General features: G+C 63.6%; 3 protein-coding genes and 1 riboswitch. Of the genes, 2 read left to right on the top strand and 1 reads right to left on the bottom strand.

Annotated elements, in window-relative coordinates:
* The first annotated feature begins 163 nt into the window (after window positions 1-163).
* Complete coding sequence (locus tag DBR22_RS03870; protein ID WP_108597869.1) at window positions 164-943, top strand: CPBP family intramembrane glutamic endopeptidase; 780 nt, start codon at window positions 164-166, stop codon at window positions 941-943.
* 122 nt (window positions 944-1,065) lie between these two features.
* Here the strand turns inward: DBR22_RS03870 and DBR22_RS03865 are convergent, their stop codons facing one another.
* A complete protein-coding gene (locus tag DBR22_RS03865) occupies window positions 1,066-1,704 on the bottom strand; it encodes a VOC family protein (protein ID WP_108597868.1) in 639 nt (212 codons plus the stop codon).
* Window positions 1,705-1,881: 177 nt separating this feature from the next.
* Between DBR22_RS03865 and DBR22_RS03860 the strand changes: the two genes are divergently transcribed.
* A complete protein-coding gene (locus DBR22_RS03860) occupies window positions 1,882-3,267 on the top strand; it encodes a bifunctional o-acetylhomoserine/o-acetylserine sulfhydrylase (RefSeq protein ID WP_108597867.1) in 1,386 nt (461 codons plus the stop codon).
* A gap of 69 nt (window positions 3,268-3,336) precedes the next feature.
* Window positions 3,337-3,451: riboswitch (SAM riboswitch) on the top strand.
* The last annotated feature ends 7 nt before the right edge of the window (window positions 3,452-3,458 follow it).

Genomic DNA, 3,458 nt, shown 5'->3' with positions numbered 1-3,458 from the left:
CTCATAAGCCCCAAGCATAAGGTCGTTCCCCACCGACGCTCTCTCACTTACCGCAGGTTTTTGGCCAACGCTCTCTCACTTACCGCAGGTTTTTGGCCAACGCTCCCTCACCAGCATCCGTGCAGTCCAGTAAAGAACCAGAAACTACAGGCAAGATGGAACCATGTTGGTTCCCTCCCGCCGTCGGCTGCGGATTGAAGTCTGGATTGTGCTGGGCCTGTCCCTGGGGCAGTCCGCCGTCTACTCCGTGGTGCAGCTGCTCGACAAGATGACCCGGGCGCCGCTGGCGGAGGGCACGTCCACGCTGAACCGTTCGCAGAGTGCCCGCGAATATTTCGATCTCACCTACCAGCTGCTGGACATCATCTTTGCCCTGGTGCCTGTGCTTCTGGTCATCTACTTCCTCACCGACCACCGCCAGCCAGGGGCGGAGGAGGGGCCTCGCGGCACGTCGGCCTTCACCAGGCTGGGGTTCAACTTTGCCCGGCCCGGGCGAGACCTGCTGCAGGGCTTCGGACTGGCGGCGCTGATCGGCATTCCGTCCCTGGGGCTTTACGCGGCGGGCCGTGCCCTGGGGATCACCACCGCGATCATCCCCAGCGCCCTCGACGCCTATTGGTGGACCGTTCCGGTGCTGATCCTCTCAGCAGTGCGTCATGCGGTGGTGGAGGAGGTCATCGTGGTGGGCTACCTCCTGAACCGTTTCGGAAAATTCGGCTGGAGTGTTCCGCTCGCCATCTTCACCAGCGCCATGCTGCGCGGCAGCTACCACCTGTACCAGGGTTTCGGGCCGTTCATCGGCAACGCCATCATGGGTGTGATCTTTGCCTGGCTGTACACCAGGACCAAGCGTGTGATGCCGCTGGTTATCGCCCATGCCCTGCTGGACATCGTTGCCTTCGTTGGCTTCAGCCTCTTTGGCAAGGCTGTGGGCCTGGGCTGAACACGGTGCACGGCCCCCTTCGTGCACAGCCCGCTTAACGAGATTCGGCCGCCATCGGTAGGTGACATCCTTGGCACCCGCTGATGGCGGCCGAAGTATTTCCGGTCAGATTATGACTGGTCTCAGATAGTGACCGCGCCGGTGGCGGTCTCGAACGTTACCGACAGGATGCCCGGCGTTCCGTGAGGCGCAACCCATTCAACGGCCACGTCCTCGAGGGGCTTCTCCACGGGTTCGCCCAGCCACTCCGTCACGCGCTCGGCAGAGCCGGCGATGGTCAGGCAGCTCATCTTGACGTTGCTTTCGTAGGCGTTCGAGGGGTGCAGGGCGGGATCGCCCTCCCACTTGAGCATGTAGGGAACCTGCGGGTCCGCGATCAGGCCCAGGATGCCGATCTGCTTCCACACCAGCTCGCGGCCGTCCGGGAACTTGCGGTTTCCGTTCACGGCAGCCCGGCCCAGGCGTTCTTCGAACGGGGCGAGATCGTCCACTTCGACGCACCAGCCCATCCAGCCGCCGCCGGCCTCGGACCGCGCCCGGACGGCCTGCCCGAAGGGAGCCTTGTCTGACGCGGGGTGATTGAGGACCTCCACAACTTCAAGGTACTTGTGGCCGGCCAGGGGAATAATCATGTTCCGTGTACCGAAACGGGGGTGTACTCCGCCCTTCACGGCATCGACGCCCAGGGCAGACGAAATACGTTCGGTGGTGGCAACGAGGCCATCTTGTTCACAGGCGTAAGAGACGTGATCCATGCGCATGACCTCATCTTGGCACTTTGTGATGAGCCTCTCAGCTAAGGGTATCCTTACTTGGTTTTCCGCGGTTTTCAGGGTGAACGCACGCCCCCTTGAACGGCTCCGGCAGATGGCCGGTGACCATGTTCGTCACAATGCTGTCCAGCGCACCGGACCCGTTCCTACACTGAACCGAAAGTGATGAGCGCCAGCACCACGTCAAAGGAGCCGAAAATGTCCCAGGGATGGTCTTTCGAAACACGCCAGATCCACGCAGGTCAGGAGCCTGACACCGCAACTGGTGCGCGTGCGCTGCCGATTTACCAGACGACGTCGTTCGTCTTCCCCAGCGCGGAAAGCGCCGCGAACCGCTTCGCGCTCGCAGAGCTCGCTCCCATTTACACCCGGATCGGCAACCCCACCCAGGACGCCGTGGAGCAGCGGATCGCCAGCCTGGAGGGCGGTTTGGCGGCCCTGCTGCTGAGCTCGGGACAGGCCGCCGAAACCTTTGCCATCCTTAATGTTGCCGAAGCCGGTGACCATATCGTTGCGAGCCCCAGCCTGTACGGCGGCACCTACAACCTGCTGGCGCACACGCTGAAGAAGTTCGGCATCTCGGTCACGTTCGTGGCTGATCCGGACAACCTGGACCACTGGCGGGAGGCTGTCCGGCCGAACACCAAACTGTTCTTCGGCGAGGTGGTGTCCAACCCCCGCCAGGACGTCCTGGACATCGAGGGAATTTCCGCGGTGGCGCATGAGGCCGGTGTCCCGCTGATCGTGGACAACACGCTGTCCACGCCGTACCTGATCCGCCCCATTGAGTGGGGCGCGGACATTGTGGTGCACTCCGCCACCAAATACCTCGGCGGCCACGGCGCAGCAATTGCCGGCGTGATTGTGGACTCGGGCAATTTCGATTTCGGCAAGGACCCGGAGCGGTTCCCGGGCTTCAATACTCCTGACCCCACCTACAACGGCCTGGTCTACGCCCGGGATCTCGGGGCGGACGGTGCCCTGGGCGCGAACCTTTCCTACATCCTGAAGGCCCGCGTCCAGTTGCTCCGGGACCTTGGATCAGCAGTATCCCCCTTCAACGCCTTCCTGATCGCCCAAGGCATCGAGACCCTCAGCCTTCGCGTGGAGCGGCATGTCGCCAACGCCAACACTGTGGCGCAGTGGCTCGAGGCAAGGGACGACGTCGAATCCGTCGCCTACGCGGGGCTGCCCTCGAGCCCCTGGTACGAGCGGGGCCTGAAGTACGGACCCAAGGGGACCGGAGCCGTGGTGGCCTTCACCGTCGCCGGGGGAGCCGAGGCCGGAAAGCGCTTCGTGGACGCCCTTGAACTCCACTCGCACGTGGCCAACATCGGCGATGTGCGTTCCCTGGTGATCCACCCGGCCTCCACCACCCACAGCCAGCTCTCGGCTGAGCAGCAAGCCATTGCCGGGGTCGCCCCGGGGCTGGTCCGGTTGTCCGTGGGCATCGAGCATATCGATGACATCCTCGCCGACCTCGAAGCCGGCTTCCGTGCTGCCAAAAGCGCGGCAGAAGCGGCCCTCGCGGCAGGAGACGCCGGACAGTGAATATCCGCGGAAGTCACAACCTGTCACAGGCTTAGCGTCCGGCACCGGCTATTTCGTACACTCGAAGCAGGTCATGAGTGCCAGTGACAGCCCCGGCTTGCTGGCCGGCAACCCTCCTCCGCGGTGGGGTGCCCCGGGTGAGGACCTGGCCTGCCGGTCAAATGACGGCGGGCAAGCGCGTAGAAAAGGTC

The organism is Arthrobacter sp. HMWF013 (assembly GCF_003061105.1).
Lineage (GTDB): Bacteria > Actinomycetota > Actinomycetes > Actinomycetales > Micrococcaceae > Arthrobacter.
This window is presented reverse-complemented; position numbering and strand designations above follow the sequence as displayed.